A 504-nucleotide genomic window follows, 5' to 3' on the forward strand; every position below is an offset into this window, starting at 1 on the left:
TGTCGACGACGAGCAGCACCTGCTCGGTGCCGTCACCGTCGACGACGTGCTCGATCATCTGCTGCCCGAAGACTGGCGTGAAGAGGAGACAGACGATGAGTGACCGCAGCACTCTGGCCAGCCAGCGTCTCGACACGCCCCGGTCTTCCCGTTTCCGGGTCAACTTCGATGCCGAGGCCGTGGGCCGGGTCAGCGAGTCGATCGCCCGTTTCCTCGGCACCGGCCGCTACCTGCTGATCCAGACCGTCATCGTCGTGGTGTGGATCTTCCTGAACATCGTGGCGGTCGAACTGCAGTGGGACCCGTACCCGTTCATCCTGCTGAACCTGGCGTTCTCGACCCAGGCGGCGTACGCGGCGCCGTTGATCCTCCTGGCACAGAACCGGCAGGAGAACCGCGACCGGGTCTCGCTCGAGGAGGATCGGGCGCGGGCCGAGCAGACGAAGGCGGACACCGAGTTCCTCGCGCGGGAACTCGCCGCCCTGCGTCTCGCGGTCGGCGAGG

General features: G+C 66.9%; 1 protein-coding gene. It reads left to right on the plus strand.

All coding sequences use genetic code 11. The features are described from left to right. Window positions 1–95 precede the first annotated feature (95 nt). Window positions 96–504 (plus strand): DUF1003 domain-containing protein (locus A8G15_RS28900; RefSeq protein WP_068166640.1); only part of this gene is annotated, 409 nt, incomplete at its 3' end.

Origin of the sequence: Rhodococcus phenolicus (genome assembly GCF_001646785.1) — a bacterium.
Taxonomy (GTDB): Bacteria; Actinomycetota; Actinomycetes; order Mycobacteriales; family Mycobacteriaceae; genus Rhodococcus; species Rhodococcus phenolicus.